20 protein-coding genes and 2 pseudogenes are annotated in these 21,848 nt (G+C 50.0%); 11 read left to right on the top strand and 11 right to left on the bottom strand.

All coding sequences use genetic code 11. The features are described 5' to 3' along the window. Positions 1-15: 15 nt before the first annotated feature. Together JMJ16_RS24720 and JMJ16_RS24715 are read left to right on the top strand one after the other, a co-directional pair. Entirely contained in the window at positions 16-2,028 is a 2,013-nt protein-coding gene (locus JMJ16_RS24720; protein WP_201385800.1) for an AAA family ATPase, read from the top strand. A gap of 282 nt (positions 2,029-2,310) precedes the next feature. Then, positions 2,311-3,132, top strand: a complete 822-nt coding sequence (locus tag JMJ16_RS24715) for a hypothetical protein (protein WP_201385799.1) — start codon at positions 2,311-2,313, stop codon at positions 3,130-3,132. Between the two features lie 80 nt (positions 3,133-3,212). On the opposite strand, the gene JMJ16_RS24710 is transcribed toward JMJ16_RS24715, so the two are convergent. After that, complete coding sequence (locus tag JMJ16_RS24710; RefSeq protein ID WP_201369571.1) at positions 3,213-3,524, bottom strand: hypothetical protein; 312 nt, start codon at positions 3,522-3,524, stop codon at positions 3,213-3,215. Between the two features lie 522 nt (positions 3,525-4,046). Here JMJ16_RS24710 and JMJ16_RS24705 point away from each other — a divergent pair. Beyond that, the gene (locus tag JMJ16_RS24705) at positions 4,047-5,363 is read left to right on the top strand and encodes an AI-2E family transporter (RefSeq protein ID WP_201385798.1); all 1,317 of its coding nucleotides are present in this window, start codon (positions 4,047-4,049) and stop codon (positions 5,361-5,363) included. 156 nt (positions 5,364-5,519) lie between these two features. On the opposite strand, the gene JMJ16_RS24700 is transcribed toward JMJ16_RS24705, so the two are convergent. From JMJ16_RS24700 to JMJ16_RS24690, 3 genes and pseudogenes are all read right to left on the bottom strand, one after another. Beyond that, positions 5,520-6,179 carry a TrkA family potassium uptake protein gene (locus JMJ16_RS24700; protein WP_201369569.1) on the bottom strand — a complete coding sequence of 220 codons (660 nt, stop codon included), beginning with the start codon at positions 6,177-6,179 and terminating at the stop codon, positions 5,520-5,522. An 82-nt stretch (positions 6,180-6,261) separates the two neighbouring features. Beyond that, on the bottom strand, positions 6,262-6,666 hold the full coding sequence (locus JMJ16_RS24695; protein ID WP_201369568.1) for a TrkA family potassium uptake protein: 405 nt from the start codon (positions 6,664-6,666) through the stop codon (positions 6,262-6,264). A 335-nt stretch (positions 6,667-7,001) separates the two neighbouring features. Next, a pseudogene (locus JMJ16_RS24690) lies at positions 7,002-7,343 on the bottom strand (slipin family protein); the annotation flags it as partial. A gap of 467 nt (positions 7,344-7,810) precedes the next feature. On the opposite strand from JMJ16_RS24690, the gene JMJ16_RS24685 reads away from it, so the two are divergent. Continuing rightward, positions 7,811-8,812: an SRPBCC family protein gene (locus JMJ16_RS24685; RefSeq protein WP_201385796.1), complete on the top strand. Its 1,002-nt coding sequence runs from the start codon at positions 7,811-7,813 to the stop codon at positions 8,810-8,812. A gap of 610 nt (positions 8,813-9,422) precedes the next feature. Here JMJ16_RS24685 and JMJ16_RS24680 read toward each other — a convergent pair. After that, on the bottom strand, positions 9,423-9,734 hold the full coding sequence (locus JMJ16_RS24680) for a hypothetical protein (protein WP_201385794.1): 312 nt from the start codon (positions 9,732-9,734) through the stop codon (positions 9,423-9,425). Between the two features lie 520 nt (positions 9,735-10,254). On the opposite strand from JMJ16_RS24680, the gene JMJ16_RS24675 reads away from it, so the two are divergent. The 4 genes from JMJ16_RS24675 (at position 10,255) to JMJ16_RS24655 (ending at position 12,440) form a co-directional block, all read left to right on the top strand. Next, positions 10,255-11,367 (top strand): FAD-dependent oxidoreductase, encoded by a 1,113-nt coding sequence (locus JMJ16_RS24675; protein WP_201385792.1) that lies wholly within the window; start codon positions 10,255-10,257, stop codon positions 11,365-11,367. A gap of 159 nt (positions 11,368-11,526) precedes the next feature. After that, positions 11,527-11,841 (top strand): CheR family methyltransferase, encoded by a 315-nt coding sequence (locus JMJ16_RS24665; RefSeq protein ID WP_201386184.1) that lies wholly within the window; start codon positions 11,527-11,529, stop codon positions 11,839-11,841. A gap of 8 nt (positions 11,842-11,849) precedes the next feature. After that, complete coding sequence (locus tag JMJ16_RS24660) at positions 11,850-12,170, top strand: hypothetical protein (protein WP_201385791.1); 321 nt, start codon at positions 11,850-11,852, stop codon at positions 12,168-12,170. A gap of 3 nt (positions 12,171-12,173) precedes the next feature. Further along, entirely contained in the window at positions 12,174-12,440 is a 267-nt protein-coding gene (locus JMJ16_RS24655; protein ID WP_255553234.1) for a sigma factor, read from the top strand. 425 nt (positions 12,441-12,865) lie between these two features. Here JMJ16_RS24655 and JMJ16_RS24650 read toward each other — a convergent pair whose 3' ends face one another. Continuing rightward, positions 12,866-13,033 carry a hypothetical protein gene (locus tag JMJ16_RS24650; protein ID WP_201385789.1) on the bottom strand — a complete coding sequence of 56 codons (168 nt, stop codon included), beginning with the start codon at positions 13,031-13,033 and terminating at the stop codon, positions 12,866-12,868. A 152-nt stretch (positions 13,034-13,185) separates the two neighbouring features. Here JMJ16_RS24650 and JMJ16_RS24645 point away from each other — a divergent pair, with 152 nt between their 5' ends. Next, positions 13,186-14,358: an AI-2E family transporter gene (locus JMJ16_RS24645; protein WP_236601671.1), complete on the top strand. Its 1,173-nt coding sequence runs from the start codon at positions 13,186-13,188 to the stop codon at positions 14,356-14,358. Between the two features lie 139 nt (positions 14,359-14,497). Here the strand turns inward: JMJ16_RS24645 and sufB are convergent, their stop codons facing one another. After that, positions 14,498-15,904, bottom strand: coding sequence for a Fe-S cluster assembly protein SufB (sufB, locus tag JMJ16_RS24640; RefSeq protein ID WP_305068174.1), 1,407 nt, complete (start codon positions 15,902-15,904; stop codon positions 14,498-14,500). Positions 15,905-17,742: 1,838 nt separating this feature from the next. Between sufB and JMJ16_RS24630 the strand changes: the two genes are divergently transcribed. Next, positions 17,743-17,949, top strand: a complete 207-nt coding sequence (locus tag JMJ16_RS24630) for a pentapeptide repeat-containing protein (RefSeq protein ID WP_201385787.1) — start codon at positions 17,743-17,745, stop codon at positions 17,947-17,949. A gap of 155 nt (positions 17,950-18,104) precedes the next feature. On the opposite strand, the gene JMJ16_RS24625 is transcribed toward JMJ16_RS24630, so the two are convergent. From JMJ16_RS24625 to JMJ16_RS24610, 4 genes are all read right to left on the bottom strand, one after another. Further along, positions 18,105-18,683 carry a Crp/Fnr family transcriptional regulator gene (locus JMJ16_RS24625; RefSeq protein ID WP_201385785.1) on the bottom strand — a complete coding sequence of 193 codons (579 nt, stop codon included), beginning with the start codon at positions 18,681-18,683 and terminating at the stop codon, positions 18,105-18,107. A 481-nt stretch (positions 18,684-19,164) separates the two neighbouring features. Continuing rightward, positions 19,165-19,719, bottom strand: coding sequence for a DoxX family membrane protein (locus JMJ16_RS24620; RefSeq protein ID WP_201385783.1), 555 nt, complete (start codon positions 19,717-19,719; stop codon positions 19,165-19,167). 406 nt (positions 19,720-20,125) lie between these two features. Continuing rightward, a complete protein-coding gene (locus tag JMJ16_RS24615; RefSeq protein ID WP_201385781.1) occupies positions 20,126-20,428 on the bottom strand; it encodes a hypothetical protein in 303 nt (100 codons plus the stop codon). Positions 20,429-20,842: 414 nt separating this feature from the next. After that, positions 20,843-21,046, bottom strand: a complete 204-nt coding sequence (locus tag JMJ16_RS24610) for a hypothetical protein (protein ID WP_201385779.1) — start codon at positions 21,044-21,046, stop codon at positions 20,843-20,845. Between the two features lie 679 nt (positions 21,047-21,725). On the opposite strand from JMJ16_RS24610, the pseudogene JMJ16_RS57250 reads away from it, so the two are divergent. Continuing rightward, positions 21,726-21,836 (top strand): annotated as a pseudogene (locus JMJ16_RS57250) (IS1 family transposase); the annotation flags it as partial. Between the last annotated feature and the right edge of the window lie 12 nt (positions 21,837-21,848).

The following is a 21,848-nucleotide window of genomic DNA, read 5'->3' as shown; positions in this document are numbered from 1 at the left end:
AGGAACGTTCCACTTGTGCGTATCTATCTACTTGGGCAGTACCGCCTGGAAAGATGGCGTAGTCAGGGATGGGAAACGGTCAGTGAGATGGGATGGCAACAGAGACGCGTGCGCTCACTCTTTGCTTGCATGGTAAGTCAAACCTCGCGTATGATGGGGCGCGAGCAGCTGATGGAGGCGCTCTGGCCGGAACAGGGTGTGGATATCTCTGCTAATCGCCTTAACACCGCCGTGCATGGATTGCGCCAGGTGTTGGAACCTGAACTGGAGCGACCCGCAAACTCACAATTGTTGCGCCTGGAACATGATATTTTTATGCTTGCTCAGCAACGCCAGGTGTGGGTAGACGCGGATGCGTTTGAGGAATGGCTGCGCCTGGCATACACAGTGCAGGACGCTCAGTCCAGAGAGCATCTTCTCTTACAGGCGGCACAGCTCTACAAGGGCGAATTTTTAGCGGAGGAGCAAACTCTCTCGTGGGCACAGGCACGGCGTAGCACCTTGCAGCGCAAATGGATTGGTCTTTTGCTCATGCTCGCCGATGTCTACGAGGCACGGAATGCATGGCTTGAAGAAATCGAGGTCTTGGAACGCTTAATTGCTGTTGACCCTGCCCATGAGGCTGCCGTGCGCCGTCTTATGCACGCTCTGGTACGCCTGGAACGGCCCGCAGAGGCCGCGCATGTCTATCAATGCCTGGTCACCAAGTTGGCGAAACTCTACGGAACCGAACCACTTGCCGAGACGCGGCAACTCTATGCCTCTGTTTGCAAGAAGATGCAGGCCCTAACCACGTTCTCTTCGCCCTTATCTACGCCTATCTCATCGCTGCGCTCTGGTATGGCTCTTCATGCCTTTTCTGAGGATGTTTTTCTTGCTCGGACCCCATCTTCGGCCAGGACGATGTGGAACCTGAAAGATCGTGCGCCCAGGCCAGAACTGGTAGGGCGTGAGCAGGAGTATGAGGAGTTGTGTAGTACGCTCCACTCTCTTCAGCAAGCTCCGTCTCTTACTCCCCATATGTTCCTGTTAACGGGCGAGACGGGCATGGGCAAGACACATCTCGCCGAAGAGGTGAGCCAGTATGCGCAAGAAATAGGTTGGGTGGTTTTGTGGAATAAAGTATTGGAGGAGCAATGTGTTATTCCCTATCATGCCTGGCTAGATGTGCTTCGTCTCTTGCGCGAGAGCGAACTTCTCCCCCCGTATAGCGAGACGCACACAGTAAACAAAAATTCGCAGACACGAGTGTTGTCCAGGTGGCAACGGGAGTATGTAACCCTGGCCTCCGTGGAGCCGCTCTTGCATGAGCAGGAGCGTTTCTCTCTGCGTGATGACCTGCTGAGATGGCTCGATGCTAGTTGTGGTCAAAAACCTTTGCTCATTGTGTTTGATGATGCTCACTGGTTTGATCGTGAAAGTATTGAGTTGTTATGCTATCTTGTACGACGTTTGTGTAAGCGTCCTATCGCGGTTATGGTGACCTGTCTAACTGCTGAGTTAATGCGGAATCAAGTATTGCAAACACTCATTGCGGACTTGCGTCGCGATCAATTAGTACAACCTGTGCCATTACAAGCCCTCGGGGATGGACAGATTGAAGATCTGCTGGCTCATGTACCATCCTCGCTGGTTGCCGACATTAAGAAGCAGGTGGGCGGCAATCCTTTTCTGGCCTGGGAGCTTGCCGCTGCTCTAGGCAGGAAAGTAAGGAACCTGTCACAGAGAAGCGCAGGAGACAGCCAGGTGATCTTGCCTCGCTCTATCGCAGCGATTCTTGAGCAGCGTTTCTGTCGCTTGAGCCTATGCAGCCAGCGGCTCTTGCGCAAGTGCGCTCGCCTGGGAAGTGCTTTTACCTTGCAACAGGTGCTTCAGCTTGGGGCAGAGTATGATGAGGACGCGATCCTGGATATACTGGAAGAATCACTCCAGGCAGGCTTACTGGCCGAAGATGGCATGGGAGGTGCTATTCACTATGAGTTTCGTCCACCTCTGTTAGCGTGTTACCTTGCCCAATGTCACGACTAGAGCAGGTATGATTACTCAGAATTTCTTGCTACAACATAGCTTGCTTGTATAGGAAATAGGGTGGTGGCAATGCATGCGGCATTGCCACCACCCTATTTCCTATGGACCCTCTCTGAAGCGTTGCCGACGCGAAGTCATTAAAAAAAACATAAAAATAGCGAAAGTGGCAAAAAAGGGCAGGAAAGTCAGTTGACAAGTACCTTTGTTCTAGTGTACTATGTGGACCATAAGGCTTTGGAACAAAAGTTCGTTTCGCTAGCATTAGGAGAGGACGGTACCAATGTGGAGCAGAGTTACACAGCGCGTGGTGGACGCATGTCAGCGAAAGGTTCCCAGCATGCTCGTGAGCATCAGGTAGCAAGCCGCGATTTTTTTGATGATGAGTATGATGATGAATTGCCCGGTCGTATGCCTAAGAGCGTGCGCCGTTATCATAGCGATGTCAAGTCGGAGACTGGTCGTGCCCCCGCAGATGTACAGACCTCAAGCCAGAGCGTGCGCCTTGCGTCAACTGGCAAGGTTCCTCCGCGCCGGACGGCAGTGACCCAGGGACGTACGCCTGCGGTATCGACTGGGCGTCGGCACGTGGTTGATACAGAGGATGTATTGGGACCAGGGAAAGGTCCTCTTCTCCGAGGAAAGCATCTATCAGGGCATCATCCCCATTTGCTTGTATATATTGGTCTTCTTCTGGTTGTTATGGTTCTGGGGTGGTTTGCCTTAACGTTTTTATCCAACTGGTGGCAGGTGACGCAGGATGATTGGCATTATGGACGTCCTCGTACGTCTCAGATAGATTATGTCGTTGGACATAATAATGACTCAAGCGCACAACCCAGTCATTTCATGGCCTTAAATATAAACCGTAAGATAGAGATTATTGAGTGTCCTGCGGGCGATTGTTCGAAGGCAAAGATTTATATTGGCCCTGATTTAATTGGCCCTAACCAGGATCTTACCCCTGCCACATTGTCTTTTGTGGACGAGAATGGCGATGGCAAGCCCGATATGATTGTCCATATTCAGGATACGCAGATTATTTTTATTAACGAGAATGATGCTTTCCGCCCTCAAAGGCCCAATGAAAACCTACAAGCCAAATAGCCAGTAAAAGTAAAGGCAGGCTGCCATAGCCTGCCTTGTACAGTTTTTCTCGATTGTTCTTGATAGAGAACCCTGGACGCTTAGCGTACAGCACTCGTATGCTCAAAAAGCACCGCTTGTGTGTGCGCTATTTTCTGCTCCCTGGCCTGGTAGGCAGGCCTGGGGGTCACGGGTTGGACCGCTATAACATGCAACTTCTTTGGTGCAACGGAGACTGGTGTGGGAGTTATAGTCGTTGAAGGCATGGGCGCATGTTCGACCTGCTTTGCACCTCTACGAAGAGCCAGGCAGGCAAAAACGATCATCCAGGCTAAGAGTAGCCCAACAAGCGTCCAGGTCATCAACATATGCGTCGTGTCGTTCATCGATGTGATGGCGGTTGTTGCGTCCACTAATCCGTCCCCTTCTCCAGGCTGTTTTGTGGGAAAAACAGCAGCGAACTCTTGTTATTGTGATAACCGATATATATGAGCGAGCTGAACATGGCTGAAACTTTGTGCTTTAGGTCTTCGCATCCCCTTGTGGCTTTGGGATGGTTCTCCTGGACTGCTTCAAGGGTATGACGAAACGGAAGCGCCAAAAGTTTCAAGCTGTGCTGTTATGGTTCCTATTTTTATTTTACACAACACTCCTGTATTCTAAGCCATACATGCCGCTTCGTCTAATCATATAGAACTCTTTCCCTAGCCTTTATCGGTAAAGAATGGCTATTTGTTCATTCTGGAGACAAAAAAAGCCTCCCTTCCCCCTTTTCTGCGTCTCCAGAACATGGTAATCTGAAAACAGAAGCTACTTTTGCTTGTTTCTGCATTTAATAGGCAAACTCTTGTTGCCTGGTAGGAAACATGTCACAATATACCTGCGTGCCTGCGTACTAATAGAGAATGTATATGCACTAGAGGGGACAAAAGGCTATGGGTCAAATTAACTGGCAACGCACACGTGATATTCTCATCTGTATTATCTGCGTTGGCCTTATTTTTAGCACGACCTGGGCACTCTTAGGCCAGTTTGTCGATGCGATTATTATTCTTTTACTTTCAATGGCAGTAGCCTTCTTATTAACGCCGCTGGTAAATTTCCTGGTGAAGTATCATGTTCCACGAGCGGTCGCGACGCTGCTTGTCTATGTAGTTGTACTTGGAGCTTTGGGTTACCTGACCTATCTCCTCGCAGCTAATTTGATTGTGCAATCGTTGGCATTTTCAGATACCATTAAGAATTATGCCAACGCGCTACCTGAGAATTATAAGAATTTCATTAATTACCTCCATGATATCAAGATTCCGCAGAAAAATATTGACGATACCATCACAAGCATACAGAGTAAGGCGAACGAGTTTGCGTTTACGCTGACAAATAACGCGCTGAGTTTTGTGACTGTGCTTGTGAATGCACTTATCAATATCTTTCTGATTGTGGTCTTGAGCTTCTATCTCACGGTCGACGGGAAACGCATTCGCGATAGCCTGGTGAGTCTCTCACCTAAGCGTTTTCTGCCTAATGTGTTGCTCTTTGAAGATGCACTCTCGCGGGTCGTGGGCAACTATATTCGTGGACAGTTAACGCTGGCCCTTATCGTTGGGATCCTGGTTGGCGTCATTTGTGCCGTCAATCCTCCGCTGGGAAAGTATGCCTTGATCTGTGGTGTGCTGGCCTTTCTCTTTGAAACCATTCCTATGGTGGGGCCTGCCCTGGCCTCGATTATGCCACTGCTACTCTCGTTGCTGCTGCCAGATCCTTTCCCGCGTACATTAATTGTTGCCGGGTGCTTTATTGTGCTCCAGGTCATTGAGAGTAATATCCTGGGGCCGCGTATTGTGGGTCACGCAGTGGGCCTGCATCCAGTGGCGGCTATTCTCTCGCTGTTGGTTGGTGCCCAGCTCTTTGGGGTCTTTGGTGCCTTGCTGGCAACGCCTGTCGTTGCGGCGCTCTGGGTGGTAGTGGCGAGCATCTACCGCTCGGCCAGAGGCGAGAGTGCGGACCAGATTCTGGCTCGCAAACGTGCCCCCTGGACGATACGTCGCCCAAATGGGCAGTTGTTACACAAACGGCCTGCCCAGCAGACGCGTTCTCCCGGTGGTAGTGGAGAAAGACCAGAGGTCACCTCTGAGTCGCCTTCCGGTGAGATCTCCTACTCGGAATTGCTCTACGAGGTTGAGCAGGAGGAGGAGAAGAAGAAGAAGATAGCTGAGAGAGGGCCAGAGACGACGCCGCCCTCCTCTCGTTAACCCCATTTACACATTCTAGGTTTGACTCTTGGCGCTTGCGGCGCCCGCCTGGATAGAAGCGTGATGGACCCTGGCTGCCGCAGGCAGCCAGGGTCCATCACGCTTCTATCCAGAAAGGCCCCTTTTAGAGGACCAAAGAGGACCAGAGCCGGGCGATTACGAATTGCCAAAGATCTTGCGTAGCTCTTCTTCGCCCTCGCTGCTGAGCAGGGCATAGACTTCATCATTTTCTTGCAGCTCAGTGTCTGCGGTGGGGAAGAGGGGCTCATTCCCGCGCATGATCAGGGCTAGTGTGCTTTTGCGTGGCAGATGTACCTGGCTGAGCTTTTTTCCGGAAACTGGCGAGAGCGGGGGAACGTTAAGCGCCACGATCTCCAGTCCTGCTTTCTTTAGTGTCATCAGCGGAATGAAGTGTGGCCCCGGAAGCTCGCTCTCGATAAGTGAGAGAATGGCCTTGGTCGGGCTGATAGTGACATCGATGCCCAACTTCTGGAATAGCTCCTCGTGCTTGGGGTTGTTGAGGCGGGCGATGGTGCGGGTGACATTGAAGCGTTTCTTCGCCATCTGACAGATGACCAGATTGTCTTCATCCTCACCAGTGACGGCGATGACGACATCCGCGCGTTGGGCCCCGGCCTCCTCCATTATGCGTGCCTCGCAGGCGTCACCTTTTATGACGGATTGCCCTAACTCCTCGCTAAGGGTTTGCACCCGGTTCGACGATTTCTCAAGGAGCAGCACCTCGTGCCCTCTGCTAAGTAGGTTTCGGGTCAGGTAGTAGCCAACATCGCCACCACCTCCAACAATGATATACATAGTCCTTCTGCCTCTATCTTTTTCTTCTGTTTATGCCACAGGCATTTCGCCCTATGACGGTTGGTATACCTGGAAAACGAGCTTACTTGGTATTCATGAGCGCGTGGAACATCAGATCTGCGCCAACAATGGTTGGGCAGATGGCCTCTATACCCAGTTCGTTGTACGTGCTCTGGCGAATGGGATCATAAATACGGCATACCACTTTACGTACGTGGAAAATCTCTTTGGCTATCTGGCTAGCCATGATGTTGCGATTGTCGCCGTTGGTAACAGCTGCAAAGGCATCAGCCTCAGCCAGGCCAGCTCGGCGCAATACATCTTCATCTACACCACTTCCTATGATAGTCTCGCCATGAAAGTCGCTGTTGAGACGATGAAATGAGTCGCTATTGTTGTCGATAACTACGACATGGTGTCCTGCTTTGTCAAGCTGCGTGGCTAATGTCGCGCCAACGCGTCCACAGCCAAGGATGACAATTTTCACGGAATGCCTCCTGTCGGTCAGAGACCGCTTTTGGGATGTAGGTGATAACCAGTTTGTATTGTAGCATACCTGCTTGCAGGATAGTATTGAGCTAGCAAAGCCATTCAGGTACGTCCGAATTACCCGCCTGAATTCGCGATAATTCGCCAGTTATGCTGTCAACGATGCTGTCAAAATTGCGCGGGAAATCCACGTTTGAGACGGCATTTAGAGCGGTATTAATACGGTTTCGCGAAGGTAGGCAGAGCTGGTAATTGGGATCATAAGTGACCATAGAAGGGGAAAAAGAGGAGAACCTGATACTCTTATCAGGTTCTCCTCTTTTCTGCTCGTGTTTAACGCGGGAGAGAGAACTCCTTCAGAGGAACATCGTTGGGTGGCTCACGTACTGCCCTGTCCGCCTTCTGGCGCGTCATCTTTAACATTGGTTCAATCAGGTCGATTGGTAGCGGGAAGATAATCGTCGAATTCTTCTCCACCGCGACCTTTGTCAGCGTTTGCAGGTAGCGCAGTTGTAGCGCAGCAGGCTGTGAGCCAAGAATTTCGGCGGCTTGAGCCAACTGGGTCGAGGCCTGTAATTCTCCCTGAGCATGAATCACCTTCGTGCGCTTCTCGCGCTCTGCCTCCGCCTGCTTGGCCATGGCACGCTGCATCGTAACAGGTAACTCAATATCCTTTTTTATAGAAAGATTCAACTATTAAGTAATATCGTCACAGTGAACGAGCGATTTTGCCACGTTTCTTAAGGTGGATAATTGGAAATGTAGAAACAACAAAAATACCAATAGATTCAACAATAACAAGCACATAAAAAGTTAACAACATAGACAAACTACTAAAAACATAATATTATATCTTTGGCACACTAAAACTAAACTTATTGCAGCGATTGTTGTAGAGGTGCCCTCTACAAGCCCTTTCTTCATCGATTGATCAACGGATAGCAATCCCAACATACTCCAGATTAAAATGCACACTCTGTACGAAAGAGAAGGGGATTTGAGTTGCATCCCTCAATGTGTTGAGAGACTGGATGTATGAAGAGATGCGCTCTGTAGTAGAGTATGCATATGATGCCAGAAAGGACCAGGGCCTGCTCCTTTTAGATAGCTAATTGTCGTGTTGGTAAAGTGAGAGGGAGGGAATGATGGGTGAGCATCATGTAACGGTGCTTGTACCTGCATCGGTGAAGAATGTCTATGCGTTCTTCACGCATTTTCATGATTTTCCAAAGTATATGCATTGTGTTCGGGAGGTGACATACTATGACTCCGAGCGTAGTCATTGGGTTGTACAGGTAGCAGGAAAACAAGAGTGGGACGCAGTGAATGAGAACTGGATTCCTGAGCGGCAGGTGGGCTGGAGATCGACAAAGGGTTTGCAGAATAGGGGGACAGTCAAGTTTACTCCTTTAGGAGCCGAGCAGACATCAGTAGATGCCTTCATTAGCCATATCCCTCCGATGGGCATTGTAGGGAAAATTGCAGAATGGCTGGGAATAGATAGTCATTTTCAAACTGTGCTGGAAAAGGAGATGCAGAACTTCACGAGAATGGTAGAGGAGGCGCCCCGGGGAACAGCAGACCCAATGGTGTCGCACTACCTGTTTCATCAAGAGAGCGCCTTCACAAGGGGAAAGACGACAGAGAGGCAACGGGCGTCAATGAAGAGTGATCCGATGATGTCTCCAGAGCATCTGCACGAGAGAGAGATAGTGGTAGCGTCTGAGCGAGAGGAGGAGACGCGAGAGAAAGAGAGCAGGCGAGTAGGGATGGAGCGGCGAAAGGGACAGATGCAGGAGGCAGTTAGAGCGCAAGACGAGATACTACAAAGACAAAGGGTGCTAGATCAGCAAGAAATGCGAGAACGACATGAGAGGGAAGACATACAGAAAGGGATCAAGCATGAATTAGATCCAGTGCGTGATACATTAGGAGGGAGGAACGCATCAATGGAGCGTACAGCATTCGGGGACCAGGATGCGAGACATGAGCGTTTTCCACAACATCAAGAAGGCCCGATGACGGCACGTCCATTGAGATCGCAGAAGGATGAAATGCCAAAGCCTTCGGAGGAAGAAGAGAAGGCTGAATCGCAGTGGAAAAATCTTATTCGTGGACGATCACTAGAGGATGAGACGAAGTAGGTATCATGTCACCAAACCTCACGCATAAATGCGGGGCTTGCATCTCTCCTCACGCTAGCCCGTGGATCAGAGGAGGATACATGAACCATCAAGACGAGCTTAATGGCCATTAGGACAGGTGACAGACCGCTTTAACCAAGTGGTACAGGCCGTAGCCTATCGCCCCACACCGAGAGGGTACTCCAAAGCCCTGCCCACCTTTTCCGATACGCTTGCATTCGTTCGCCAGCATCTCTGGCCCTCCACCTTTTTTCGGTGTCGCCCAGAGAATGCGACACCGTTCAAATTCCACAGGCGCTTTTCGATCACCTCGTGAAGACGCTCGCTTTTGCTTCTTAGTGCAAGCAGTTTATCTGAAATATTTGGATAAAGTCTACCTCACTTCCTACGAGCAGGTCGGGGCTAGTGCGTTACATGGAATAGATTCTGGTTCCGTTCCCTGTGAGAACACAACAGCCTGTAGGGGCTGTTGTGTTCTCGCAGCTGATCTGTGACTGCAGCAACACGAAAAGTGCCATGCGTAGAATGGTTGTCCTTCAGGAGAGTGAACGTATTCAAAAGGTCCCTTATTCACTACGTTTTATTCGTAATCGGGAATGTCATCGATCACTCAGCCTTGGAGAATATTTTGCTCTTCTCGGTCGGGCATTTTTCCTCGATGGCGCAGCCAGAATGCCGGTATCTGCTCAGAGCGACTTGGCAGATAAATCACACATTGCTGCGCCTCGATGACCAGATGAGCCTGCTCTTCTAACAGAGCAGGCTCTGTTTGTTGGAGCCATGCCATGACGTCTTCCGTTGAACGATAGCGGAGTCGGAAACTTCTCTCACCGAGCACCGCTTTATTGACTTCCACCAGATTTGCAGGATACCTGCTCTGTAGAGCATGCAGGCACACACGCAAGCTGTCTTGAAGATCCATCGCATTCCCTCCTGATACTCTTGACACGATTTCACACGTTCATACACCTGCTCACAGCAGATGCATGAGACACATGCTGAAACTATACAACCTCTCGTGAGTTCGAGGCTCTTAAAACCCAAAATTTATTCTATGAAACAGCGTTAAAGTGCTGTGATACTAGTGCTAGTTTCTGGTGCAAAATGGCACCCGCTCCACAGGCCGCTCCAGCGGATTCCCATCCCTGAGATCGAGATGATTTGCGGGAGAATCAGCCTGTTTGAGAGGCAAACTGATCCTGTAAAACCGCTCCACAGGCCATTTCCATTTCGCAGTGCAAGCTAGTACTAGATCCCACTTGTGAGTAGTGGAAGAAACACCATACTCTATACTAGATAGGAGGGAATAACATATGTACTGTCGCCAGCGTATCCTCGTCAATTACACCGTCTCTTACAGAATATATTGTTGTGTAGGAAAGAAGGCGAGCGACGAACAAACTGAATGATGAAGAGTATGCTCCCCTGGAAAGGAAATGGCAATGGCTCGTTACATGGAGACAAAGAAGCAGTCTCTCTCCTCTGATACAAAGGATGTATCTCATGAGCATATGTTGTTGATTCCTCGCCTCAGAGGGCAAGGTAGCGTGTATGAAGAGCGCATTGCCATCATTGGCTCTGGCCCCGTTGGACTCGCTGCCGCAAATATTCTTTTTCAATACGGCTACTGCCATGTGACGATCTTTGAGGCAAACCCGACGGTAGGAGGGGTGCTAGCGATGATGACGCCCTCCTTCGGTGTATCTCCACAAGCAGGAAAACAACTGATAGAGATGCTCCTTCGACCCGGTATAGAGGTTCGTTTGCATACGAAAATCGGGCGAGAGGTGACGTTTGAACAGATACTGCAAGACTTTGATGCGACATTGCTAGCTGTTGGGGCTCAACATGGTTTAGGTGGCGGCATTCCTGGTGAGAAAGAACTTCAAGGCGTGTTCTCCGCACTCGATATTCTACGTAACTCTTGCGCAGTCAAAAAAAGATTTTTCCAGGGGAGCATCGCTATCCTGGGTGGAAGCCGAGCCGCTTTTGAGGTTGCCGCTGTGGTCTTACAGGCAGGAGCACGTGCTGTCCATATCTTCTATCCAGGGCCATTGTCTGAGCTTCCCTTACAAGCTTGGAATCGAGTGACCTTACTGAAGAAGGAACTGTATCTTCATCCTTTTACCATGCCAATCAGCCTCATTGGAACCGAGGACATGAACATCTGCGGACTGCATTGTCGACAGACACGATGGGTCTACGAAGAAAAAGGGCGTCGTCTTGCTTTTGTTCCTGGGTACGGTCGTCGTTATCCCGCCGAAACAGTCATCATTGCGATTGAAGAGGTGCCAGATCTGTCATTCCTCCCTCCGAGCATGGTCGTTTCACGTCCCTCTGCTGAGGAACTTCGACTCATCGACGTACTGACGACTCCTCTTCCAGGAGTCTTCGCAGCAGGTGATGTCATGGCAAATATGAAATCGTTATATGAGGCCTTTATGCAGGGAGAAGAAGCCGCGCACCGTATTCATGTATATCTACGAAGAAAGGCCGAAATGGAGCTTCCAGCAGCACTCACTTCGTCTCATCCTCCAATGACCGCCCACGAATAAGGTTTTTCCACTAGGAGATGCTTGCTTTCCAATCCCTTTCCAAATCTTTGCGACTGATCTGGATGCGAGGGCTCTCAAGCAGGCCAGGGCGGGCATCTACCAGCGAGAGACCTTCTTCCTCTCGATAGGAGTAGAGGGCGCTACCAGGTCAACGAAGCCATCCGTGAACAGTGTGTTTTTGCACGACACGACGCGACGCACGATCCGCCATTTTTGCGGGTAGACCTGATCAGTTGCCGCGACGTCCTCATGTATTTGATGCCTCCTGCACAAGAGAAGGCCTTGCAAACCCTGCATTACGCCATCAAACCACATGGCTTCTTGCTGCTTGGGGCCTCAGAAAGTGTTGGTCCAGATTCCACGCTTTTTACCCGTGTGGAGCAGCACCAGAAAGTGTTTACCAAAAAAAAGCTGGGCGCAACACCTCTTGCCGCCTGTTATCAGCTTAACCCTTCCTCTGGCGGGTTAAGCTGATTATCCTCTTGCTGTTTGCGAGCATCGTCTCGGCAATACTGGGTGATCCCGTTGACGCCAGCATCATCGTTGTCATCGTCCTGCTCAGCAACATGCTCAACTTTGTTCAGACCTCACGGTCTCAGAACTCCGTTGAGAAACTGCGTGCGAATGTTGCCCCCACGACAAGCGTGCGACGCGATGGTGCATGGCTTGAACTGCCACGTCGCGTAGTGGCGCCAGGGGATATCGTTCGCCTAGCGGCAGGAGGCCTGGTGCCTGCTGATGCGTGCCTGGTCAATGCCACCGATCTCCATGTGCAACAGGCTGGAATTTATCCTTTTTTTTGACAAATGTGTATAGATGCACGAGAAGTGCAAAGGTACCAGCATTGCGTCTTCACTTTGAGCGTACAGATACTCCTGGACGACGACGCTGCCAGTGAGCGTACTCAGGAGACGTTCCTGGCGGCGTGGCGGGGGTTGCCATCGTTCCGTGGCGAAGTGCGCTTTTCGACCTGGCTGTATCGCATCGCCCTCACATCTTGTGTTTCAGCAACGGGAAAGACGCACGCGGGGGAACGTGCGGCACGCGAAAAAGCAGATGGACCAGAGGCTTGAGGGGATGAACACCGGGCAGGTAGACGAGACCATAGTACGCGAGCAATTGGTACAACTGCCGAGCAGATATCGGCACCATCTTGATCTTGCGCTATCTTCACGACAGGACGTATGAAGAGATAGAAAACAGGGGTCATCCCGCAAGTAGCGTGGCTGTACTGGCATTGACCCAATGTGAGAGTGGCTTGAACGTGGGAGAGCCATATCGTAGACTGCGGGCCTGATTCGCTATGAACGTGGACATCGAGTCAGGCCAATCCTCTTCCATAAAAATAACGCACAAGAGGCTAAAGTAAAAAAGTCATTTTAGCCTCTTGTGCGTTATTTAGTGAAGGTTTTACAGCAAGCGACTATGTATTCTCCTGTTCAAAGTGTATCTTTTTCATAGGTCGAGAAAATGTAACTTTTACTTTCATCAAGGCGTGTCAAGCATAATACGGAAAAATGTTTCCACCTTGATGGCCATGCCCGAGGTGAGCAAACAGTTCTTCTTGGGTATGAATTAGCAAGTATTTGCCCCAAAGATATCCACCAACAATTGTTCCTCTTCCTGGCATGGTGAAGAATTCCTTGAGAAAATGCTCAATTGCCATGCTCAGGATTCCTGATAACCCCTTAATCACCGTTTACGTAGGCAATGCACATCACTGAGAAACAAAGCATGTCATCTTCCATTTCACGATCAAGAAACAACCGTGCTTTGATCCGCCTTCCTTGAAAAAGGTTTTTTGCCTGAGGAGTTCTTATGTCCTTCTTCACCCGCGCTATGCCTCGTGTCGAGGAAACCGCAACAACATGGGCGCGACGACGAGATATCCCGATTGCTATTCTAGCCTGGACTGCCGTCGTGGCCATTATCCTGTGGGGAGCAAGCCACATTATTCGTACTCTCCTCTTGTTAGCGATTGCAGCATTGCTTGCCTATGCTCTTGCTCCTGGAGTTAAAGTATTGCAACGCTTTATGCCGCGTTTTCTGGCGATCCTGTTTATGTACCTGGTTGTACTGGGTGCTCTAAGTTTCCTGATCTACCTTATTGTATCGACTGCGATAGCCCAGGTCAGCTCTCTAGCCTCGACTATTCACACGTTGCTCACACCTACGAGTGCAACGCGGCTCTCTCCTTTTGAGCAGGCATTGCGTTCGTTTGGTCTCACTCCAGACCAAATTGCATCGTTTCGCACTCAGATAACCAGTCGACTTGAAGGAACTGCCGGAAGCGCACTGCCCTTTGTCACTGGTGTATTCGATGTGCTTTTAGATGTCATCGTGATTGCGGTCCTGAGTGTCTATCTGCTTCTCGACGGATCGCGGGCATCAAATTGGATTCGTCAAAATGCGCCAAGGCTTACGCAGGCCAATTTCGTGCTTGATGCGGTACAGCATATTGTGGGGGGCTATATTCGAGGTCAACTGCTTCTCTCAACCTTAATAGGTGTCCTGGTGGGCGGCGGAATGTTCGCCTTTCATGTTCCCTATGCTGTATTGCTGGGCGTGCTTGCATTTGTACTGGAGTTTATTCCCGTTCTAGGGACGTTGGTATCGGGTGCTATCTGCATCCTGATTGCGTTGACACAAGGATGGTTGATCGCGTTAGGTGTGTTGATCTACTTCGTAGTTGTTCACATTATTGAAGGTGATGTCGTAGGGCCGCGCATCGTCGGGAAAGCGATTGGATTGCATCCAGTGATTTCTATTGCGGCCCTGATTGCGGGAGCTGAACTCTTTGGTATCTGGGGCGCGCTCTTTGCCTCACCTGTCGTGGGCGTCCTTCAGGTAATGATTGTCGCACTCTGGTCTAGCTGGCGCCAGCATCGCCCTGAACAATTTGTACAGGTGAAGCAACAGGTCACTGACCAGGTTGAAGGGGAGCATACGGTACCGGTAATGAGAGGGGTGCAGGAAGAAACCATGTCATAGCGACGCATTAGAACGTGCGCTGTCGTTGTTTTGTATGCCAATCTACCAGGAGGAAGATGTTGTTATCGTCTTTCTGTTCATGTGGTTATGAAAACGAGCAAGAATAACGCCAGTAGTGATCCCTGCTCGTTACTGCCGTTTAGCCGACGCTTCCCGACATCTCCAACTGGATCAGGCGGTTCAATTCAACCGCGTACTCCATCGGAAGTTCCTTCATGATCGGCTCGATGAAGCCATTGACGATCAACGAATAGGCCTCTGCCTCATGGAGGCCACGGCTCATCAGGTAGAAGAGTTGATCATCACCGACCTTCGAGACGGTTGCCTCATGACCAATTTCGGTCTGGTTCTCTTCAACGCGAATCGTCGGATAGGTATCGGTGCGGGCGTGCTCATCAAGCAAGAGCGCGTCACAGCGCACACTGGACTTGGTGTGGTGCGCGCCCGGGTTAACGCGAACCAGGCCACGATAAGAAGCTCGACCATTCCCTTTCGAGACCGACTTCGAGAGAATCTGCGACGTCGTGTGCGGAGCAAGATGCGTGACCTTCGCTCCCGCATCCAGGTGCATCCCATTACTAGCGAATGCCACTGAGAGAATATCACCACGAGCACCCGGCTCCATCAACAGGACCGCGGGATACTTCATAGTTACCTTCGAGCCGAGGTTGCCATCGACCCATTCCATCGTCGCGTCTCGGTATGCCACCGCGCGCTTTGTCACGAGATTATAGACGTTTTTCGACCAGTTTTGGATGGTTGTGTAGCGAACACGCGCACCTTCCATCACTTTAATCTCTACGACGGCGCTATGCAGACTATCGCTCGCATAGGTAGGAGCGGTACATCCCTCCACATAGTGAACATAGGAGCCGGGGGCCGCGATAATCAATGTGCGCTCGAACTGGCCCATGTTCTGAGCATTGATACGAAAGTAGGCTTGCAAAGGAATTTCCACTCGCACACCCTCTGGCACATACACAAAGCTGCCGCCACTCCACACCGCGCTGTTAAGTGAGGCAAATTTGTTATCGGACGGCGGAATAACGGTGCCGAAATGCTCTTTGACAATGTCGGGATACTCGCGTAGAGCCGTATCCATATCAGTGAAAATCACACCGAGCTTTTCAAGGTCGGCCCGCATCTTGTGATACACGGCTTCACTCTCATATTGTGCCGTGACACCTGCCAGGAACTTTTGCTCAGCTTGTGGGATACCTAGTCGATCAAAGGTCTCCTTAATTTCTGCTGGAATGTCATCCCAGGTCTTTCCCTGTTGGGCAACTGGCTTGATATAGTAGTAAATGTTCTCGAAATCGATTCCCGATAAATCAGCGCCCCAGGTTGGCATTGGACGCTTCTCGAAGAGGGCCAGGCTCTTGAGGCGGAATTGGCGCATCCAATCAGGCTCGCCCTTCATTTCGGAAATTTGCTCAACAACCTTCTTACTTAGTCCTCGCTCAGACTTGAAGACATACTTTTCTGCCATGTGGAATCCGGCAGTATATTCCTGTTGTTCTGTACCGTATACCTGAGTACCCATCATACTTTATTCCTTCTCACATTGCTCTTCGTGCAGGAAACTCGGTATTCCTGTATATAAGTTCTGACTTAACTACTTCTAATTCATGTATTCATATGCGTGTTGTGCATCAGCGTCATCGGAGGAAATAAACAGTCACTTCTCTTATGGGAGAACCTCATCTTTTTGTGCTTGCCTTTCCAGGTGATATCGAATGGTCATATACCCAAAGGACCCCAAAAAGATGACAAGGATGAGGAGTTGCATGTTGGCCTCCTTCTCTAGCGTGCTTCTCTGTGAAGGGTGTATGATAGAAAGAAAAAATGCCAGATTATGAATGAAGAAGGTGGTAGTGAGTGTGAAGAGGATCTTATACGCGAGACATATCTCATGAAATTAGCGATGAGATATTCTTATTATATACTATTTTTTTAGTATTTGCAATTAAAACTTGGACTAATAAATAGATATTTTCATTGAGTATTTTCTCTGCTATTAATATATATTGTATTTTTTCTGGAATAGTGTATACTAAAGGTAGCCCATAGAATTTCCCATGAGTCAAGCCGCTCACACTATGTTCCTCGTACCCACCAATGCTCTGAGCCCTCCTCTCTCCATTCGGTAAACGTGATTGCTCCAATGGTCATGTTCGCTCTCTCGCGTTTGTGCCTCCTCTCTTACCTCAGGCAGATGCATCTGGAGGAGAGAAATACAGGACTGCATGATTATGGAAACCTTCCTTCTACCCTTGCTCCTTTTCGTACTCCTGATAGCTCTTCTCTGGTTCAGGGAGACACAGGATCGGCGCCAACGAATCCACCGAAGAAAACGACACTCTTTCTCCGATGGCGCCGTTTCATGAGTCTGCTCCCGGTTGACATACTCTCAGCAGAAGAAGCGCTCCTCTTGTTTTTCACAAGAAAGGCAACACCTATGACCATCATTCAAGAAACACACGTGCCAGTCAAGGCAATGAGAAACGCACAACCGGATGAGTATCCAGAGACAGTGTTATAGATGGCCGTATGCGAGACCTTGGAGTAAAACCTTGCAGCCGGTTCATTCCACTATGAAGTGGAAAGTCTGGAGGAGGGAAACGATGTCTGTTCAACGAAAACGGTAGAGTTCAGAAGAAAAGATCAGGTTTGTTAACGGGTGAGAAGGAAAAAGCAATGTCACAACCTGCCATATCACAGCAAGAAGTAAAGAGTTATAGGCCCGGCCTGTTTCGTTCATCGTATCAGAAGTATAAACATGACTTGAAACGTCACACAGAACGAGGCTGGCGACTGGTCTCTTGTACAGTAGCGGGACGGGATATCTTCGGGCATATATGGCTCACGGCGACCTATGAGCGGTAAACGAAAGAGCGAAGGGATCATTCTTCATTCCAATTTTCTTACGTGATCTCTGGATTGAGAACAGACGATATCAACTCCAAATTGTGCAGCAGGGCAAGTGAGACAGTTGACCCTCTCAGCAGGACACGCATGCATTTTCCCGTTTTGTCCGAAGAAGGCAGCGATCCCTTTCTTCTAGAAAGGCAACAACTGATGATACTTGAGAGTCTACGAACTTCATGCCTAGACAGAAGGATCAGTACCTCGTGGATCTCCCGTAAGCACGCAACGTCTCTAAGACATTACTAAAACGAACGAGGGCGTTCCTCGCTCGATGACGTATCCAGGTCTGGTTGGTCCTCCAACCGGGGTAAAAGCTACCCTCACCATTTTCTGGACAACATCCTCATTCACTGCGTACCGATCCATTGGTCGACGAAAAGCTATGATCAAGAGTAAGAAAGCCTGAATGTACTTCCTCTCACAACCCCGCCGATGTGGAAACAGAGAAAGGCGAATATGTCTGGGGTAGACCTTCGCGAGGCCGACCTTGACAAAGTGGACCTGCGAGAAGCAAATCTCAATGGAGCCCTACTCAGCAAAAAGTTTCCTGAGCAGGCACCTTTACCGGAAGGTGACCGTGGAAAAGGAGATCTCAAAAAATCGGTGGAAGCGCAAAAATGGAAATCAAGACGTGCCACCATTGAGGATGACTCTGCGGCTTAGCGTCGGTGCCCTGAAGACTCCCGTGCGAAAGCAGCGGGGGTTCTGAGCATTCCTTCCACGCTTCCAGCCTCCCTGCTTGGGCAAGGAAGGCTGGCTCTTGTGTGGGTTCACTCAGATTTTTGGACAGTCAGGGTCTCCACAGATCTGGGTGATGGTCAGTTTTCGTTAATCCAGATCACAAAAACAATAAAATTGATTAGTAGGAAAGGAAGGGATCCACTGAATGCTGCAATGATATCGGCCACGTGCTGGCCAACAGTGAGATGCTCATCACGGGCGTCATCAGGATTGCGGCTCACGCGTGTGCTGAGAATATCATCGGTGTGTTTAAGGCGATCACCCAACACCATCAGGACATCGCGTGCTGCCTCTGGCCTGCGACGCAAGAACGCGAAGAAGTCTGCACGACTGAGTTCCAATGTGGTGACGGCCTGCTTTGAGGTGGCGCTGGCAGAGCGCGTCTCCCCTGAAAGCATCGACAATTCGCCGAAGAATTTCCCTGAGCCAAGGACATCGAGCACCACTTTTTTCCCTTCGGAGTCTATGAGCCAGAGTTCTACCTCGCCTTGCTCGATAACATGAAAGGCTTCTTCCGTCTCTCCTGCCTTCATCACTACCTGGCCTGGCCGAAACAGCCGTTCAGTCATCAGTGCACGCAGTTCGCCACGTTCCTCCTCATCCATCGTAGAAAAGAGAGCAATTTCTGCCAGTAACTGTGTGGTCACAATACTCATTGTCCCGTCCTTTCATGAGAATTCTCGCACCTGATTGCCAGTGTTGAGAGCTTCCTGATAAGATAATGAGGAGCGAAAACCCAGACTTTTTTCCTGCAGCCTCAAGCAAGCTTCTTCAACACTGTCCGAACAGCATCAACAAGTTCTGGAGTAAGCGTATGCTGCGTACGAGCGACGTCAGCTATGTGCCATACGGTACCCCACTCCGCTTTGTAAAGAGCATCGCTTCTGACGTGCTTGTCTGTATACTCCCTGAGATAAGCGTCTAAGCGCATGGAAAGTCGCATTTGCGTGATGGTATCACTCATACTGTCACCTCAACAAGAGAATGCTTTGCAGCAGTTCTCCTCTCTCTTTTCGCCCAGTGAGAAAAGAAGCTCACTGGGCGTTTTATATCAACCCTTCGAACGCGCTGTCTTGCCTCATCAGTCCATACCCAGTCTCGAATATCCGGCAAGCCTTTAAAGGCACACACTCCATCTCAGGTGAGCCAGGGGAAGCGGCGGACGAGGCTGGTCTGGGTCCACCAACGACCCAGCCCAAAGGTGTTACCTGCGCCGACGACGGCGAGCCCGAGGAGGACGAGCGCGTAGACGATGTGATTGTCCATGAAGATGTTGTCCTGGGGCGGCAACGACGCGCTCCACATCAGGACGAGTAGGACCGCTCCGGCGACGGCAGCGATCCGCATCCCAATGCCCAGCAGCAGTGCCAAAGCGATCCCAAGGAGGCCGATCATAAACATCCAGTTCACCCAGCCAGCACCCGCAATGGAGTGGTAGATGCTCGCAAAGGGGCCAACCGCGCCACTGAGGAAGCCATTGCTTGGTGAACCTCCGTTGATCCATGCGTGGGCGGCGGTCGTCTCGTGGCCGAGTCCGAACATCTTGTCTAGAAACGGCCACAGGAAGGTCCAGCCCAGGCACAGCCGGGTTATTGCCCACAGGTAGCGAGCCGTCACCTCGCGGGACAGGAAGCGGGTTGTCTTCGTCTCCCTGGCTGGATCCACGGGGGTCGTAAGATGTATTTGTGTCATAAACGTTCTCTTTCTGGTAGTGTTGCAAAACAGCTAAGAGGAAGACAGGAGACATGCCGTTTTCTTCCCTATCCCTTGGGGGAATGACGCTCAATGGACTATGGAAGAGAAAAGATGTGTTGAGTAGGAGAACACGAAGTCAATAGGTAGAGAGGGTTTCACTCCAGTAAACCACGACGCATTTACACGGAGATATCTCAAGTGAGATGTCTCTTGTTACATGCGTAACATCCTGGTAGCGTGTGTTGAGGGACAGATAGACCTAAATGCTTTCTTTCTCACCATCAGATGGAGTTGCAAATGCTGAGAACTATTCTTCGCGTTAAGAGTGGTACGTAGACCACAGCAAAAAAGCTTCAGAAGTCGGAGTCTGCCTCTGGTTGGAACAGAAACCCGGATGATTGGGCTATTCTTGGCCATCGAAAATCGGAGCAGACATGGATTTTTGGAATTTCTGAGAGGGTTTTCGCTCTTGCACGGTAGTGCGCATCAAGTCATCATGAAAGGCGAGGAACGAGCGTAAACGCAGGATCTCCTCAGAGATGGAAAGCCAGGCCGCTGGCCGCTCGTCTTTGCCATAAATCCTTCTGCAGTATTGGCCCGCGAGACGATGGATGTGTTGGTCCTCCAGCAAAAGCACGACATCAAACTTGCGTTTGGCGACGTCAATTCCCGCGTATGCTCTGGGGAGTGGTGAGGAAGGAGGCATATATCCCTCCCGTTGCATGTTCCAATGAACCCACGAGAAGAGAGGCTAACTCACATGAGGATCACCCTTGTATGCAAGCTCATCTCGTGCGAACGAGAGGCAAGAGTTTACCGTCCGATCTGGCGAGTTGAACAGGAGTGGGATCGCCATCTTTCGTTCGAGGTCGACGCCTCATGGGTCAAGCTAGATTCACCGCTCCCTGCTCTCTTCTCACACCATCTCGTGGTGTATCCACTCCTCTCGTTCTGTGGTGAACATACAAGCGGGTCAAGGTCACATTGGCGGATCGCCAGATGTTGCGTGCCAAGATCTGTGCCGAGGAGAATGAGTCGACGCAACATCCTGATCGCGAGGTCTGTGAGGGCCGGAACTGGTAATTGATCGTTGTGCTGTGTTGTATGGCTGCGCCTGTTTTTAATCCACATGCTCCCCATGGTTAGAATCCCTCTCGTACAACACTCGCAAGCAGCCAGTATGATCTTGGCCTGTTCCCATCCCTTTATCAGTGACAGTATGGACATGCCAACCAGCTTTTGCCATTTTCTTTAAATCCTTGCTAAATTGATCTCGCGCCTCGCCCTTAAAAAAATTCGACGTATAAGTCTTGACTTGTTGCATTTACTCACTTTTCCTCTCATGAGTTACTGTGAATCACAGAACTCTCTAGGCGTTTCATTCCTATGGAGCCACGGTTATAGATGACATCGTATATACGAGAAATGAAAGAGGGTACAACGGCAAGAGAGTGAAGAAGGTTATCTCAGAATCGTGTTCCTATGATGAAAAGGGTTTAGAGCCTCTTTCTTACGAGGAGTGTAAGGGATGAAGGATATCTATGTTTATCTTTATATAATACGCTATTTTATAAATAAATACAATAGATGACATGAAGTCATGAAGTCATAAAGTGGTATTGTCAACTTGGTAACGAAGCGGAACACGGTGCGAGATAGCCTTATGAAAACAAACATAATCGCTCCCACGTACAAAGGCTTTCGCTTCCCCCTGAAATCATCGGCCATGACCTTGGCCCGATTTTCTCTCTGACGAGTTAATCCGAGGTGAACTGAATCTCCTTGTGCGGCTTTTCCCCTGATGCGCGATGATTGGTATTGCCCCATGCGATGCATTCGATGAAGAGATGCATCATAGAGTTGAGGTTCTGGTGGTGTAGCTCCTGGTGCCAGGTGAGCAAGCGGTTCCTGATCTTTTTTGAGAAGGAACCCAGCCGAAATACGATTTCAATTGGGGGTCGTGGCTAACAAGGGAATGATGCGGTAGAGTAAAAGCATCATGAATGCAAGGAGTCAAAGGCTACATGGTAACCATCATCGTTCATTGTCTCCATTGTGGGAGTGACGCGCTTGTGCGTAACGGTTGGTCTCCCAATGGGAAGCAGAAATATCTCTGTCGGACGTGT

This window comes from Ktedonobacter sp. SOSP1-52 (genome assembly GCF_016587395.1).
This window is presented reverse-complemented; position numbering and strand designations above follow the sequence as displayed.

Excerpts from the sequence above, each read along its gene's own strand:
- JMJ16_RS24645 (WP_236601671.1), top strand. The coding sequence starts at position 13,186 with ATGTCCTTCTTCACCCGCGCTATGCCTCGTGTCGAGGAAACCGCAACA.
- JMJ16_RS24675 (WP_201385792.1), top strand. The coding sequence starts at position 10,255 with ATGGCTCGTTACATGGAGACAAAGAAGCAGTCTCTCTCCTCTGATACA.
- sufB (WP_305068174.1), bottom strand. The coding sequence starts at position 15,904 with ATGATGGGTACTCAGGTATACGGTACAGAACAACAGGAATATACTGCC.
- JMJ16_RS24680 (WP_201385794.1), bottom strand. The coding sequence starts at position 9,734 with ATGGATCTTCAAGACAGCTTGCGTGTGTGCCTGCATGCTCTACAGAGC.
- JMJ16_RS24650 (WP_201385789.1), bottom strand. The coding sequence starts at position 13,033 with ATGGCAATTGAGCATTTTCTCAAGGAATTCTTCACCATGCCAGGAAGA.
- JMJ16_RS24705 (WP_201385798.1), top strand. The coding sequence starts at position 4,047 with ATGGGTCAAATTAACTGGCAACGCACACGTGATATTCTCATCTGTATT.
- JMJ16_RS24615 (WP_201385781.1), bottom strand. The coding sequence starts at position 20,428 with ATGCCTCCTTCCTCACCACTCCCCAGAGCATACGCGGGAATTGACGTC.
- JMJ16_RS24630 (WP_201385787.1), top strand. The coding sequence starts at position 17,743 with ATGTCTGGGGTAGACCTTCGCGAGGCCGACCTTGACAAAGTGGACCTG.
- JMJ16_RS24685 (WP_201385796.1), top strand. The coding sequence starts at position 7,811 with ATGATGGGTGAGCATCATGTAACGGTGCTTGTACCTGCATCGGTGAAG.
- JMJ16_RS24625 (WP_201385785.1), bottom strand. The coding sequence starts at position 18,683 with ATGAGTATTGTGACCACACAGTTACTGGCAGAAATTGCTCTCTTTTCT.
- JMJ16_RS24700 (WP_201369569.1), bottom strand. The coding sequence starts at position 6,179 with ATGTATATCATTGTTGGAGGTGGTGGCGATGTTGGCTACTACCTGACC.
- JMJ16_RS24620 (WP_201385783.1), bottom strand. The coding sequence starts at position 19,719 with ATGACACAAATACATCTTACGACCCCCGTGGATCCAGCCAGGGAGACG.
- JMJ16_RS24655 (WP_255553234.1), top strand. The coding sequence starts at position 12,174 with ATGTGTATAGATGCACGAGAAGTGCAAAGGTACCAGCATTGCGTCTTC.
- JMJ16_RS24610 (WP_201385779.1), bottom strand. The coding sequence starts at position 21,046 with ATGCAACAAGTCAAGACTTATACGTCGAATTTTTTTAAGGGCGAGGCG.